We start from the raw sequence: 14,278 nt of genomic DNA, 5'->3' as shown, positions 1-14,278 counted from the left end.
CGTTTTAGTCTTTGTTATTGATTTGATTCAGAACGTCCTGTTCTTCACCACTTTGTGGCCAGCTAAAGCTGTTCAAAATCGTTCCATACGATTTTGTGTAATTAGAACAACTAGTTACTGTAATCAATACCTTGCTTTCATTCATTTTTCCTACGCCTAGATAGATCATCTAATTAACGGAATTGGTATAAACAATTCAGAGGCATCATTTTTCTGAGCGCTTCACGTCTTTGAGATTGCAGATTTCCATTGCAGACATATCGCTTCAGTAAAAGTGAATACTTTTTAAACGGAAAAGTATTATGTTTTTACAAGAAGGGCGCTGAGCAGCTTCTCCTGATAAAATAAACCTAGTCTATTAATCAGTTTTAGCAATGCTGGCTGCTTAATATAGAAAGGCGGGAACACTGATATCTGCACTAAGCGATAATAAAAGGTGGTGTTTTATTGGCTTAGTGCAGCAAAATTCCGATTGTGTTGCGAAGGCCCCCTCCGGCTGAGAGTCGAGGTGGGTTAGACATTTCGTCTGCTCGCAATTTGTTGCAACTTAAGGCGATAAATTGCCATACCGTGGCTCTTTACCGGCTCCATAAAACTCTTGCGAACGTGTTGCCACATCCACCAGATGCGATCAATCATTGGCGGGTTGTTCAACAGGCGCACATCCTCAAACTGACCGGATTTGATATCAGTAAGGTAACGCAGATCACCGTGATGTCTGTAGCCGTTAAGCTGATCAACCTTTTTTTCCAGCCAGTCCAACGGCTCAGCTGATCCGGGGATGAATTGTGTCACCCAACCCAATCCCTGTACTAATTTAAGCAAGATGGCCATTCCTGCGCCCGGCGGCACCCTTGGCACTATGTCTGCTGAATTGACAACACGAAATACAGGAGTCTTCATTGTTGCGAAATACTCGTAATTAGCGACACGCGGCGCTCCGAAGGTGTAACACGCTCCGCAAATATCAGGCGCAATCTGTCGGGTTGTAATCAGTGCTAATGCTCCTCCAAGGGAGTGGCCCGTGAAAAAACAGGGCAATTTTTTCTCGCCGTCCTGCGCATCATTGCCTGCAAGAATCTCTGTGATTCGTTTCAGAACACTTGTATTCTCCGCATTGGGCTCCTTATTCAAAGCGTCCCAGAAACCTTTGTGCACCTTGATCCCGGAAGGGAGATCCGATGCCGGCACCGCACTTGCGTCAGTAAGCCAGTCTTCAAGGGCATTCTCGGTTCCTCTGAAAGCAATAACAAGATATGATGCTTCGCCCGTTTTAGCGCGCTTGCATACAAAGCCCTGAGTGGATTTTATGTTAATTGTATCCAACAGCTGAAAATCTACCTTATTAAGTATTTTTCCCAGCGTCTCTTTGCCGCTGATCCTATTAAACATAAGATCTTCCTGCAGCTCCACAAGAAGCTCACGGACCTTCTCGTCCAAGAGATTGTCATCAGAGCCTTTTAACTGCTGAAATTTATCGACCATTTTCTGCAGTGCTCCTTCCTCTTCGCTCTCAAATTTAAAATAGGCTAGTGCGGACATTTCGGCGAGTACATACGCCATGCGATCGCTATAGGCAGGGCGAAACATCGGAGGTGCCAGTAATTCCGAACGGGTGAGAAATGCACCACCTTGACTTGCCTTTTTCGGTCGCCTGAGAAATGAATTAATGCCTGTGGCAAGCAGGCCGGCAAGCGCAGAAAAAATGGCAATCTTCTCCATAATAACTCCTCTGATTTGGACAATTAATTTTTCGCTCATCGCAATATGCTCACAATGTAGTAGATCAGCGCTGAGTATTGACCTTATTGTTGCCCTTGAGTATGAACAGCATGCTTGAATGACCACTGAGCAAGATCTGTAGCTTAAATTATAGGCTGGATATGCGCTCTGTCAGTGAGGGTGGCGCGTCAGGCTCATGAGATTTATATTCCGTCCAAAAATGTAAATGTTTGAACAAAAAACTGAGCGTCATATGTAAACTTGTAGTCAATGCTACTGCACGCTAAAAGAATCCCTTGTCCGGGAGAAATGTAATTGATGGTGGCGGGTATGAGAGTAAACAAACTCAGGTGCCAGAAAGCACTTGAGTTTGTGTTCATTTTTTTCTGAAACAGTGAGTTAATCAGCAACGCTTATCGCATTCGGCTCAGGGCAGATCGCCATACACCTGGGTGACTTGATATCACTGCATTCGTTACACAGGTTGGGGTTTATCACAAAGGTGTTCGCTGCAATGCTGATTGCACCTTCGGGGCAAACCGTTTCACAGGCGTAACAGGAAAAACAATCCTTGCCGATCTGTAATGCCATGTTTACGCCTCTATCCCTTGTTGTTTACGCCATTTCGCACCGGCTAATTCCGCATAACGCGGGAACAACTCAGGCAATACGTCACTGACAGCCTGATAGGCATAATCAACATTAGGTAAAATGCCCGCTTCTTCTAATGCTTCTTTGGGCGTAGGACCGAGACGGCAGCATAACAGCAGATCAATACCATGCAGTGCTTTTATGGTTTTGTTTAAACTTGACTCATGACTTGCTTGCGGAACTTCATTGTCAGCACCTTCATCGGGGCAGCTACTCACGCCCGAGCAGTAGCGTTTGATTCTCCGTTCACCAATATAATAATGAGCATTACGAATAATCAGATATACTTTAAAGCAGTCGGTATGACCGAAGTGGAGATCTATTTGATCATTCATGCCACTGGCGACCGCCACCAGTAAAGAGGCCTGAGTTTCCGAACCGCCTCTACTGATAATCGCCGATTGAAAGCGGCTTCGTCCTAACATGGTCTGCGAATAATTAATTGCAGCCGGATCAATCCCTTTAATGGAAAACTCAGCGCTTCTGTCTTCGCCGAGCATACCAACTGCATCGGCGCGACATTGCTGACAATGTTTCATTTGACTGACATTGCCGCCGGACAGCTCACGTACCTGATCCAACTGCTCATCCGTTGGCTCTTTTTGTCCGACCATACCAAAAAAGGTGCCGTGCTCAGGTTTACTGATCAACGGCATAATATTATGTAAAAATACATTATTGCGTCTCAGCTCACGGCTAAGTTCAGGTAAGTGCTTGTCGTTTATTCCCGGGATCAACACCGAATTAACCTTGGTTAATATGCCGGCTTTAGAGAGCGCTTCGATCCCCGCTATTTGGCGTTCAATTAATAATCTGCCTGCCTCGACTCCCTCATAGCGTTTACCCTGATAATAAATCCATTTATAAATCTGCGCCGCAATTTTCTCATCCAGAGCATTGAAGGTAACCGTGACATGATCAACACCGAGTCTCACCAATTCATCGATATGATCAGATAAGGTGAGGCCGTTAGTTGAGATACACAGTTTTATATCCGGCATAGCCTCGCGAATTAACTCCAGAGTTTTGAAAGTCCGTTCCGGGTTCGCTAAGGGATCGCCCGGTCCGGCAATACCTATTACTGACAGTTGTGGTATTGCACCGGCAACAGCCTGCGCTTTGATTAAAGCCTGCTCTGGGGTAAGTAATTCTGAGACCACACCCGGGCGGGATTCATTAGCGCAGTCGTATTTACGATTGCAGTAATTACATTGAATATTACAAGCTGGCGCGACAGGTAAATGCATACGTGCATATTTATGATGTGCATCATTGGAATAGCAGGGGTGCTGGGCTACTTTCTGCATTTGTGACTGCGCAATTGTCACAGCTGACGAAGATTCTTTGGTCAGATTGATTGCTGAGGTTAAGGTTTCGCTTTCGCATTTAGATTTGCAGCTGGGGCGAGTTACCGGTTGCGCCGGAACATCCGTTACGTTAATACTACTAATGCTGTTTTTATTCATAATGACCTACCTAGAAAGAATGACTTATTAAATAAGACTGCAATCTTTGTACCAGATGTTTTTATCTTTATAAGGAATTGATAATAAAGGTAAATATTGAAATTTCAGAATCTCTTAGGCAACTTTCTCTGAGCCTGATAGTGGTATAGAAGACAATTCTATGTCGCATAATTAACACAACTCAATTGTGCTTATATAACAGTATCTGAGCACACATTGAGTAAATGTATCTTTTGCGACAAAGCGCACATTATTCTGTTGTAAAACCTGACTGCTTTCATACGTTGTTGTTTTAACTTGTTGAATAAAAAGGGATTTAATCTTGGTCTGAGTTTTGCAGATAGTATCTACAAGGTCAATCGATTAATGAGGCAACTATGTGGAACTATTCAGAAACAGTAAAAGATCATTTTTTTAATCCAAGAAACGCGAAAGCGCTAGAAGATGCGAATGCTATTGGCGATGTCGGTTCTATCAGTTGTGGCGATGCATTGCGTCTGACCCTGAAGGTAAATGAACAGACAGAGATTATTGAAGATGCGGGTTTTCAAACATTTGGCTGCGGCAGTGCCATTGCATCCTCATCAGCATTAACAGAGCTTATTATCGGTAAAACGGTTTCTGAAGCGGAACAGGTAACCAATCAGGAAATTGTTGATTATCTCGGCGGCTTACCTGCGGAAAAAATGCATTGTTCAGTAATGGGGCAGGAAGCGCTGGAAGCTGCAATTGCTAATTACAGAGGGATCGAACTGAAAGCCGATGATCATGAAGAAGGTAAACTTATCTGCCGCTGTTTTGCTGTCGATGAGGGTAAAATCTCCCGCGCGGTTGAGAAGCACGGGCTGACCACCATTGAGGATGTGATTAACTACACTAAAGCGGGTGGTGCCTGTACCAGCTGCCATGAAAAAATTGAGATGGTTATCGATCAAGTGGTGGCTACTACGAAAACTGCAACGCCAGTCACTTGTCCCGAAGCTGCAAAACCTGAGCTTGCACCAATCTCTTCCTTACCTCCGACCAATAAACTGACTCAAAAAGTGATAGAAGTTTTAGCCAACCTCAGACCTTATCTGCAGGCTGATGGTGGTGATGTGAGTCTGGTAAAAGCCAGTGAAAATTTAATTGTGGTGAGTTTATCCGGCGCCTGCACGGGATGCATGATGACCGATATGACCCTCGGATGGTTACAGCAGCAGTTTAGTGAAGCATTAGGATGGGCGATACCTGTGGTCAACCAGGCCCCGGAAAATTATGAAGCAACAGCATAAACCTTATACCAAAGGAATTAATGAAGTAACCAGTGATTGCGAAGGAAAAAATAACACTAACAAGGCGTGAGTTGCAGGAGATAGTTATTCTCCCTTCAAGACTCACAACGCAGTTAGAGATAATTTTAACCAGCAAGGATGAGCACCTTTTTAGTTCTTTTGGTATTAAGTACCCATTTTTAATTTACCCGCGCCGGCATGCAGGAGTGATAAACAATGAAAAAAACAATTTATTTAGATAACAATGCAACTACTAAAGTAGATCCGATGGCAGTAGAGACTATGCTGCCTTTATTTAGCGAACAGTTCGGCAACCCGTCCTCTATCCATAGTTTTGGCGATCAGGTCGGGGCAAAATTGAAGGTTGCCCGCAGAAAGGTGGCAGATTTGATTGGTGCACTGCACGAAAGTGAGGTTATTTTTACCTCCTGTGCAACTGAATCGACCACTACGGCTGTTTATTCCGCTTTAAAAGTGCATGCGCAGAGAAAAGAAATTATTACCACGACGGTTGAGCATCCGGCAACGCTGGATTTATGTGAACACCTCGAGCGTGAAGGTTATACCATTCATCGCCTGAAAGTGAATAAAAAAGGGCAGTTGGATCTGCAGGAATACAGCAGCCTGCTGTCAGATAAGGTTGCTCTGGTAACCGTGATGTGGGCCAATAATGAAACCGGTACGCTCTTTCCAATTCTTGAAATGGCTAAGCTGGCAAAAGAAAAAGGGGTGCTGTTTCATACTGATGCTGTGCAGGCTGTGGGTAAAATTCCGCTGGATGTTCAGGATTCAGGCATTGATATGCTCTCTTTTTCCGGACATAAACTGCATGCGCCAAAGGGGATAGGGGCTTTATATGTACGTCGCGGTGTACGTTACAGACCCTTACTGCGCGGCGGGCATCAGGAGCGTGGTCGTCGTGCCGGTACTGAAAATAGCGCAAGTATCGTGGCATTCGGTGTGGCGGCAGAGCAGGCCGAACTGCATCTGGAGACAATGGCCGGCAAAATAAAAACATTACGCGATAAGCTCGAGAAGGGCATATTAGATCAGGTATCGCATGCTTTTGTTACCGGCGATCCGGATAATCGTGTTGCTAATACCTGTAATATCGCCTTTGAATATGTTGAGGGTGAAGCGATTCTTATGCTCTTAAATCAGCAGGGGGTAGCGGCTTCAAGCGGCAGTGCTTGTACTTCCGGCTCATTGGAGCCTTCTCATGTGATGCAGGCGATGCAGATCCCCTTCACCGCTGCGCACGGTACAATCCGCTTTTCTCTTTCCCGTTATACCACAGAGAAAGAGATCGACAAGGTGATTGCAGTTGTTCCTGCCATTATCGAAAGACTGCGTGCTTTCTCTCCATACTGGAAAGATGGCAAACCGCTTGATATTGACGCTTTTGAACCGGCTGTTGCCTAAAAAGGTTATCGCGATGGTTACGATTAACGATACAACATTAAGAGATGGCGAGCAAACCGCCGGCGTTGCCTTTACCCGGGCAGAAAAAGTGCACCTGGCCAGGATGCTGTTTAATGCCGGTGTGACAGATTTAGAGGTTGGTATTCCGGCGATGGGGGCGGAGGAGTGTTTAACCATTGCCGCTATTCGTGAGGCATTGCCAATGGCGACTTTGATGGCCTGGTGCCGCGCTAAAAAACCGGAAATCAAACTTGCTGCGCAGCTAAAGCTTGATTGGGTGGATATTTCCATTCCCAGTTCAAAACAGATGATCGAGCATAAATTAAAATGCACTAAAGCGACCTTATTAGTGCAACTGCAGGAGTGTGTTCACTATGCTGTTTCACTCGGCCTGCAGGTCTGCATCGGTTGTGAAGATGCGTCCCGGGCAGAGCCTGATTTTTTAAGCAAGATAGGCATTATCGGCGCGCAGGCCGGGGCTAAACGTTTACGTTACGCTGATACCTTAGGTTTGCTAGAGCCCTTTACTACTTATGAGCAGATTAAGTTGCTAAGTGCAACCCAGCCTTTGCCGATTGAGATCCACTGTCATGATGATCTGGGGTTGGCCACGGCGAATACTCTCGCAGCGATCAAAGGCGGGGCAGCCTATGCGAATACCACAGTTGTCGGTTTGGGTGAGCGCGCGGGTAATGCGCCTTTAGAAGAGGTGGTCACCGCACTGCATCAATGTTATCAGCAGCAAACGGGAATCAGCCTGCACAGTTTTCCGGCACTTTGCACTGCCGTATCCAAAGCGGCAGGTCAACCTGTACCGGGGCAAAAAAGTCTGGTGGGCGCACGGGCTTTTACCCATGAATCGGGTATCCATGTGGATGGTTTAATCAAAGATATACGTAATTATCAGGGACTGGATCCGACATTACTGGGGCGCACTCATACACTGGTGTTAGGTAAACACTCCGGTATGGGAGCTGTCAAAGCGGTTTTCGCCCGCTTCGGAATTGTACTGGATCAGATACAGACCAGTAAATTATTGTGCGCGGTACAGGAGTTTGCTATTCACCGCAAACGTTGTCCATCGGATAGAGAGTTACTGAAAATAAGCCGTCGGGTGTTAGGTATAGCGAACCTTGCGAATATAAAAATGAAGGCGAAAGGGCAGCAGGCCCTGACGTTATGATCTGAATGAGGAGATTTGACATGCAAGCTAGGTTTGATTATGGCGATAAAGTCAGAGTGATCAGGAATATCAGAAATGACGGTACCTTTATGGGTAAAAACCGGGGGGCTTTATTAATCCGCCGGGGCAGTTTAGGTTATATCAAGGGGGTAGGAAAATTTCTGCAGGATCAGGTTATTTATCAAGTGCATTTTATTGAGCAGGGCTGTACCGTCGGTTGTCGGGAGACTGAGCTTGGAGATTTGGATGCGCCGTGGATTGATCGTCTCTATGAACGTGGTGATAACGTGATTGTCCAGCAGTCTCTTGGCAGTGCCGGAAAAGTAGTGGTAGCCAAGGGCACCGTCGGGCAAGTACTGGGTATAGAAAATGATCAACTTCCTTTGACCTACCGGGTTTTATTTAAGCAGCAAAATGGCCTTGAGAATAATTCCTGGGTGGTCCCGGAGTCAGCATTAAAAATGGATCCGGCCGGTGTTACGTTATTAGCAGAGACACAAATAGGGAGAAGAGAATGTTAGCAAACTACCCGATTGATCCGGCCGTCTGCCGACAATATCAATTGATAAAATTAGCCTGGAATGAATACCAGTGCCCTCCGGAATCACTTGATCAGGCTATCCTCGCTAAGTTTGAGCCGCAGCTTGATATGGCACAGAAGTTGATGACTGCGGTGCTAGGCAGTGCTGAGTCAGAGCAACAGAAAGTCACTGCTCAGGAAGTAGATTTTGCCATTGAGCATTTACAAAGTCAGTTTGAAGATCCCGATGACTTTAACTTATGCCTTGAAAAACAGGGGATGAGCCAGAAACTGTTGCATCAGGTTATTTATCGGGATCTGCTCTGTGAAAAAACCATCGAAGCGCAGAGTCAAAATGTACCTGAGGTGAAAACAGAAGAAGCGCTGGCTTATTACCAGAAAAATAAAGCCCGTTTTTCCCATCCGGAACGGCGCAAGGTCAGCCATATTTTAATTACCATTAACAATGATTATCCCGAAAACACCAGAAAGGCTGCCAGCGCCAGAATTAATAAGCTACGTGATAAGTTAATGGCTAATATTGATGATTTTTCTCAACTTGCAATGAGCAACTCTGAATGTCCAAGCGCATTACAGGAGGGCATGATCGGCACCGTTACACGCGGGCAGCTGTACCCTGAACTGGATGACGTTTTGTTTAATATGGCGGCGCAGACTATCAGCTCGGTGGTCGAAAGCGAAATTGGTTTGCATCTATTACTTTGCCACGAGATCTATCCGGCAGGTGAAACAGAGCAGGCTGAAGCGGTTAAAGCGATCCGCAGGCAGCTGAATGAGCATCGGAAGAAAAAACAGCAGAAAAAATGGATAAGCAATTTGTTAGCGCACGGTTAAAGCGTGATAGTTCGGCCTGCTGAGCGACGCCCAATTCCTGAAGGAAAGAGATTGGGCGTCCCAGACTCCGCTGCGCTATTTTCTAGCATTGTACCTCCCCCTTGCCTAGAGTAAGTGTTTTGTGGCTACCTCCCCCCGTAAATTAATGGTATTATCTCAAGTTAATCCGCATCATAGTTTGTTTAACTTTAACTTTAACTTTAACTTTAACTTTAACTTTAACTATTTTGTATAGCTGTTGCGACCAGCCCGACAAGGGCGTCTTCTGGAAAGAGATTCCACTTCATGTTGACAATAACTGCAAAGAAAATATGATGACCGCTCTCTTTCATATAGAAAAAAACAAGATCAGGCGTTATTTTTATACGGCCTCCTTATCAGTCATTATTGTGACTACTCTGCTACTTTCTTCAATCTACATACACAGTTTAGAAAAAGAACTCACGGCTAAAATCGAGCAGCTATCAAGCAGCATTATTAACGAGAAAAAACTGTTTTTGCGCAATGCAGTGGAGCGCAGTATTTTCCTTATTGACAATGTCAGGGAAGAGGTAGAACGTGAAAATAGCCAAAAAAATCTCACTGAACAGGAAATTGAGTCAATCAGTGCCAAGCGGATCGGCGGGCTGCTGCGCAGGCTACGCCTTGTCGATAATGGTTATATCTGGGTAAATCATATTCTTGATTATACGGGCGGCGATAACTATGCCGTCAGACTGATTCATCCCAATCTGCCTGAGAGCGAAGGGATGCTGCTCTCGACAAATATGAGTGATGGTTATGGTAACAGACCCTACGAAACTGAACTAAATGGTATCAACCAGAAAGGCGAGTTGTATTTCGAATATTTCTTTAAGAAAATAGGCTCAGCCGAAGTGGCTCATAAGCTGTCATTTGCCAAGCTCTATAAGCCATATGACTGGGTGATTGCAACCGGTATTTATCTTGATGATCTGGACCTGCTTATTGAGACTGAAACTCAAAAAATGCACCAGACCCATAATAAACAGAAACGCCGTTCTTTTGTGATTGCGCTGCTTGCTGTGTTGATTTCGCTAGTCATTATGGTGCTTTTTGAAAAGCGCATCCGCAATTTAATATTGTCCCATGAGGAAAAGATTGAAGCTTATACCAAAAAATTAAAAATGCTTTCCATAACGGATAGCCTGACAGGTTTGTACAATCGTTATCAGCTGGATAATGTGCTGCTCAGTGAACTTAACAGGGCACAACGCTACAATAAGACGTTTTCAATCATTATGCTGGATTTGGACAAATTTAAGCAGATAAATGATACTTACGGGCACCAGGCAGGTGATGACGTTATTCAGGAATTGGCTAAAATATTACGGGATAATATCCGCAGCTCCGATATCGCCGGACGCTGGGGTGGAGAAGAGTTTATGATTATCTGCCCGGAAACTGAGCTGCAAGGGGCACAGCAGTTCGCTGAGAAAATTCGAAAAATCATTGAGCTGCACGAGTTCTCCGCTATTGATGGTATGACCAGTTCTTTTGGAGTAGCAGCCTTTCGTAATGGTGATGACATAGATAGGATAATGAAACGTGCTGATCAGGCCCTTTATCGGGCTAAAAATAACGGACGCAATAGGGTCCTGGCAGAGGCTGTATAAAAAATAGAAGCAGTTCAGTTAACCGGAGTGTTCTGCTTCTATTTTAAAGCATCAGACTTTAAACCAGTCAAGGCAATGGCTGGGTTGTACAGAAAATTGATAACTTAGCCTCTCAATGCTGCGCTTATCATTTATTTCACCATTGTGGATACCGCTGCTGATAAATAAGCTTGATATCGCGGCGCCATTAGCACCGGCAATATCATGTTCCATGCTGTCACCAACAGCAATGGCATTACCCCATCCGCCAACCAACTCTCTGCACATAGTATAAATATCACGCTGTGGTTTTCCATGCCAGTGAACGGTACCACCCATCTCCTGATACATTTTTGCAATGGCGCCCGGACAGGTTTTTAAGGATCCGTCAGGCTTCATCGCCACAAGATCTGGATTACTGACCACTAATTCAAGGTTACGCTGACGGGCTAACTGCAGATCTTCCACATAATCTGCAAGATCATCGCGATCCACACCACAACAGAAAACAAAGGTCGCATTTTCAACTTTACTCTCGGTTAATCCGCACCTTTCAAGCATACTGGTGTCATCATCCCAGGTGAAAAACAGGGGATTTTTTCCGAGATGTTTAAATTTCCCCGCATTAAAGTTATGCAGCATATGTTCGCCTGATGTTAATACATCGAGGTATAAATCACGCTTAATTCCCGAGTCTGCGAGACGCGCGTAGGAAAATTTTGCGGTTCTGCCGCTGTTGGACAGGATCACCACTTTTTTATTATGCTGCTTTAAAAATTCTAATGCTTCAACGGCTTGCTCAAAAGCACAGCCGCCGTTATGCAATACGCCCCATTGATCTAAAATGAAGGTGTCAAAGCTATCGATTATCTCTTTAAGGCCGGTAATTATTTTCACTTGATCGAACTCCTACTGTCTACCTGAGTTGCTTTAACTTCTTTATCGTAATTTTTGAGCTGATTCGGCAGGCTATTATATATCGAAGCAGCCTAATAGATAACCCTTCTTTTTATTGCCGATTAGCTTTAAATTTGCAGGCAAAGGCGCTGTCATTACGCTGGAATGGCATTTATTAGGAGCTGGATCTTTCTAGATTGTTTTTGCAGCCGTTTGTTGCTTCTTTATACAAGGCAGCGGCTGTGGAGTGTGGTTATTCCACATAAACGGGCGATAACGCAGTAGAAAGGGCCAACAAAGGCTGCCCGAAAGGTCAACAGCCCCTCTAACCACTACTTAGCAGAATAAAATGCTGCGCTATCCCGGCGTAAATAATTTGACTGATAATAATTTTGCTTATAAGCCAGACTGCCCCATAAGGCATTCGCTTTGGCCTTTTCTATCATCAGTGAGGGCATGGTTTTAGGATGCAGTTCCGTGCTCTGCGGATCATAAACAAAACCAGCCGGCTCTTTGTCGGGCTGCAGTATGACCACTTCATTGTTGTTATCCATCCAGGCGTAGTTTTTATGAAACTGCATCATCGCTCTGAGCTTGGAAGTTTCAATCTGTTGGGTCATATCATGGCCAATCATCGGGCTGTAATTATTAATACCGATCAGTGAGAGTAAGGTTGGCGGCAAATCTATCTGGCTGGCCAGACGTTCATCCTGACGCTGTGTTACGCCGCCGCCAAAAATAACCGCCGGTATCCTGAAGTGATCAATGGGGACTAACTGATTACCGTAAGCGCGTGAATCATGATCTGCTACCACAATAAAAACGGTGTTCTGCCAATAATCAGAGGCTTTTGCATTTTCAATAAATTCACCCAAAGCGAAATCAGAGTATTTAGCCGCATTTTCACGTGTTTGTTTGGGGGAATTATAGGGGGTAATGAGACCATCAGGGTAATCAAAGGGGCTGTGATTTGAGGAGGTAAATACCAGGCTGAAAAAAGGTCTGCCGGATTGATTAAGCTGTGTGAATTGCTGATGTGCTTTTGTATATAAATCACCGTCGCTGGCTCCCCATGAACCCACAAAATCAGGGTTTTCAAAGGTAGGAAAGTCCTGCATATCGACAAAACCATTGCCCAAAAAGAAGCTCTTCATATTATCAAAGTGGCTTTCCCCGCCATAAATAAATTGCGTATGGTAACCATTTTTTTGTAATAAACCGGCAATGCTGAAGAAGTTTGTTTGACTCTTGCCCAATTTCACAACAGAGCGTGCAGGAGTTGGAGAAAAACCCGTTGTTACTGCTTCAATACCGCGTACTGAACGTGTTCCCGTTGCATACATCCGGGTGAAATTCCAGCCTTCTTCGATTAAAGCATCAAGGTTAGGGGTAAGAGGTAAACCGCCTAATCCGCCAACATAACGCGCCCCGAGGCTTTCCTGTAATAAGATAACTAAATTTTTTGTTCTGCCCTGATAGGAGGGGGCTCTGTCCAGCAATGTTGGCATTAAATCAGAAGTAAACTGCAAATCGCCAATTGACATCGAATCTCTAACCTGCGCAATAATTTGCTCTTTATCCATTTTTCCATAATATTTAAAAGCATCATCTTCAGCACTCATCTGCTTTACTGCAAATAAAAGAGAATAAGAGGAGTTAAGGGTAAGATCATTCATTAACGGATCGCTGGAAAAAGCAACCATTGCCGGATTTAAGGGGCGATGGCCTAAAGAGGATCTTGCCCCAGCAAAACAAAGTGCAACTGCGACCAGGGCGATCACCGGACGCCAGTACCAGCGCGGGAATGATAATCCGGATACGATAGTGCGGCTGAACTCCCAACCTGCATAAATGGTCAGAAAAGAGACTATAACGCTAATAAACAGCTCGGGTTTATAGCCGCTCCACAACATGGAAAAGACTTCTTTGGGGTAGATAAGGTATTCAACAAACAGCCTGTTTGGACGTACATCATACTCGAGAATAAAAGAAGGGGTCGTCAATTCCATATAAACAACCAGCCATAAACCTGCGACAAACCATAAACGTAACAGCAGGGAAACAATACGACCGCTTCTATTGTTATTTAATAAAAGAGAAGTTAATAAAGCAGGTAAAACCAGCAGGTAAGACAAACTCGAAATATCAATGCGCAGCCCGCTTAAAAAGATAGTCCCCCATCCGGCAACATCAGTGACACGTTCACTTTGCCATAGCGCCAGACTAAGTCTGGAAAAGGTAAAAATAACAAGACAGAGCAGGAACATCGCCACGATTGGGAATAAAATGCCCAAACGTTTTTTTAATGCAGAAGACATTATTTCATCCTGAGTTGAATGTGTTGAATTTAAAGATAGCCGCAATGAAAAAAGTAGCAATGCTAACTTTAGATTTACTGAAGTGGTGCGTGATGCTAACCATAAGCTCAACATTTTTCCACTATCTAACCGAGTAATTGACGCTTTCATCACGAACACAAAATAAACCGGGCAAGGTAAACTGGTCTTAAGGAGTGTTTATCTATTAGGGGCTTATATGGACTCCCACCTCCCTCGGGAGTAGCGTAATAAGTAACCAAACTTTTACCAAGGAGCCCATACATGCTTAATTGTAATATTCTTGCGATTGATTTAGCAAAAAATTTGTTTCAAGTTTGTAAAACAGATAAAAACGGT

Annotated in this window: 12 protein-coding genes; 6 read left to right on the top strand and 6 right to left on the bottom strand. The window is 44.6% G+C overall.

Features of this window, described 5'->3' with window-relative positions; translation table 11 throughout:
• Positions 1 to 4: 4 nt before the first annotated feature.
• From ABZA00_RS12300 to nifB, 4 genes are all read right to left on the bottom strand, one after another.
• A complete protein-coding gene (locus ABZA00_RS12300; RefSeq protein ID WP_372882461.1) occupies positions 5 to 169 on the bottom strand; it encodes a hypothetical protein in 165 nt (54 codons plus the stop codon).
• 344 nt (positions 170 to 513) lie between these two features.
• Complete coding sequence (locus tag ABZA00_RS12295; RefSeq protein WP_372882460.1) at positions 514 to 1,722, bottom strand: lipase family protein; 1,209 nt, start codon at positions 1,720 to 1,722, stop codon at positions 514 to 516.
• Positions 1,723 to 2,121: 399 nt separating this feature from the next.
• Positions 2,122 to 2,313 carry a 4Fe-4S binding protein gene (locus ABZA00_RS12290; protein ID WP_372882459.1) on the bottom strand — a complete coding sequence of 64 codons (192 nt, stop codon included), beginning with the start codon at positions 2,311 to 2,313 and terminating at the stop codon, positions 2,122 to 2,124.
• Between the two features lie 2 nt (positions 2,314 to 2,315).
• Positions 2,316 to 3,839: a nitrogenase cofactor biosynthesis protein NifB gene (gene nifB, locus ABZA00_RS12285; protein WP_372882458.1), complete on the bottom strand. Its 1,524-nt coding sequence runs from the start codon at positions 3,837 to 3,839 to the stop codon at positions 2,316 to 2,318.
• Positions 3,840 to 4,216: 377 nt separating this feature from the next.
• Here nifB and nifU point away from each other — a divergent pair, with 377 nt between their 5' ends.
• From nifU to ABZA00_RS12255, 6 genes are all read left to right on the top strand, one after another.
• A complete protein-coding gene (gene nifU / locus ABZA00_RS12280; protein ID WP_372882457.1) occupies positions 4,217 to 5,113 on the top strand; it encodes a Fe-S cluster assembly protein NifU in 897 nt (298 codons plus the stop codon).
• A 216-nt stretch (positions 5,114 to 5,329) separates the two neighbouring features.
• Positions 5,330 to 6,535, top strand: a complete 1,206-nt coding sequence (nifS, locus tag ABZA00_RS12275; RefSeq protein WP_372882456.1) for a cysteine desulfurase NifS — start codon at positions 5,330 to 5,332, stop codon at positions 6,533 to 6,535.
• Between the two features lie 13 nt (positions 6,536 to 6,548).
• Entirely contained in the window at positions 6,549 to 7,718 is a 1,170-nt protein-coding gene (nifV, locus tag ABZA00_RS12270) for a homocitrate synthase (protein WP_372882455.1), read from the top strand.
• 20 nt (positions 7,719 to 7,738) lie between these two features.
• Complete coding sequence (locus tag ABZA00_RS12265; RefSeq protein WP_372882454.1) at positions 7,739 to 8,239, top strand: nitrogen fixation protein NifZ; 501 nt, start codon at positions 7,739 to 7,741, stop codon at positions 8,237 to 8,239.
• Positions 8,233 to 9,093: a nitrogen fixation protein NifM gene (gene nifM, locus ABZA00_RS12260; RefSeq protein ID WP_372882453.1), complete on the top strand. Its 861-nt coding sequence runs from the start codon at positions 8,233 to 8,235 to the stop codon at positions 9,091 to 9,093. Before ABZA00_RS12265 ends, nifM begins: the two co-directional genes overlap by 7 nt.
• Positions 9,094 to 9,404: 311 nt before the next feature.
• Entirely contained in the window at positions 9,405 to 10,727 is a 1,323-nt protein-coding gene (locus ABZA00_RS12255) for a diguanylate cyclase (protein WP_372882452.1), read from the top strand.
• A 51-nt stretch (positions 10,728 to 10,778) separates the two neighbouring features.
• Here ABZA00_RS12255 and ABZA00_RS12250 read toward each other — a convergent pair whose 3' ends face one another.
• Positions 10,779 to 11,603, bottom strand: coding sequence for a TIGR01459 family HAD-type hydrolase (locus ABZA00_RS12250; protein ID WP_372882451.1), 825 nt, complete (start codon positions 11,601 to 11,603; stop codon positions 10,779 to 10,781).
• Positions 11,604 to 11,935: 332 nt separating this feature from the next.
• Positions 11,936 to 13,921, bottom strand: coding sequence for an LTA synthase family protein (locus ABZA00_RS12245; protein WP_372882450.1), 1,986 nt, complete (start codon positions 13,919 to 13,921; stop codon positions 11,936 to 11,938).
• Positions 13,922 to 14,278: the final 357 nt, after the last annotated feature.

It is taken from the genome of Psychromonas sp., assembly GCF_041586535.1.
Taxonomy (GTDB): domain Bacteria; phylum Pseudomonadota; class Gammaproteobacteria; order Enterobacterales; family Psychromonadaceae; genus Psychromonas.
Note: the sequence above shows the minus strand (reverse complement) of the source record. Positions and strands in the feature narration are given on the sequence as shown.